Genomic DNA, 962 nt, shown 5'->3' with positions numbered 1-962 from the left:
GTTTCTTTGAGATAGGCGGAAACTCCATAAAAATAATGCAGATGGTAGCAAAAATAGAAGAAAGATTCCAAGTGGAGATAGAATTCAGAACAATATTTGAAGGAAAGACAATCAAAAAAATCAGTGACGAAATAAGAGACAACCAAGGAAAAGAAATCACAAGAAAATACAAGAAGTGGACAACAGACGAAGAACACGTGAACCAGCCATTCCCATTAACAGGCATACAGAGTTCATATCTCCTTGGAAGAAAAGAAGCCTATGAGCTAGGAGGAGTTTCCACACATATATACAATGAATTCGAGACAATAGCAGACCTAAAAAGATTGAACGACAGTTTGAACAAACTAATAAAGAGACACCCCATGTTAAGAGCAATAATAACAGAAGAAGGCAAACAGCAAATACTCAGCCATATACCAGAATATCAAATCGAAATAGAGGACATTAAAGCTCTAAGCAAGAACAAACAGATAAAAGCCATTGAATCAGAAAGAAGCCGTATGTCCCATGAAGTATTCAAAACAGATGAATGGCCATTATTTAGGATAAAAGCGTTCTACCTAACAAAAGAAGTCGTATACCTATGTGTCGGCATGGATTTGTTGATAGCGGATGCCAGCAGCATAAGAATCATGCTGAACGAACTGGGTATGTATTACGATGATGAAAAAGTGGAATTGAAAAAACTGAACTTCAACTTCAGGGATTACGTATTAGCACGAAAAGAAATGGAAAACACGGAAATCTACTTGAGGGACAAGACCTATTGGCTAGACAGGGTGGCAGACTTTCCATTAGCACCAGAGGTACCATTAAAGATAAAACCAAGTGAAGTAGAAAAAACAAGTTTTTCAAGAAAACATAAACTATTCGTGGAAGAAGAATTGAAACAACTGAAAAAATATGCGGCAGAAAATGGAGTGACCATGGCAGCACTACTATGCACAGCCTACGGGAAG

The 962-nt window shown here is 37.5% G+C and carries 1 protein-coding gene; it reads left to right on the top strand.

What is annotated here, in order from left to right:
• On the top strand, positions 1-962 hold a 962-nt coding region (locus QMG30_RS24755), incomplete at both ends, for a condensation domain-containing protein (protein ID WP_281819904.1).

This window comes from Vallitalea longa, from assembly GCF_027923465.1.
In the GTDB taxonomy this organism is placed as follows: Bacteria; Bacillota; Clostridia; order Lachnospirales; family Vallitaleaceae; genus Vallitalea; species Vallitalea longa.
The sequence above is the reverse complement of the archived record's forward strand: the minus strand, read 5'-3'. Positions and strand labels throughout refer to the sequence as shown.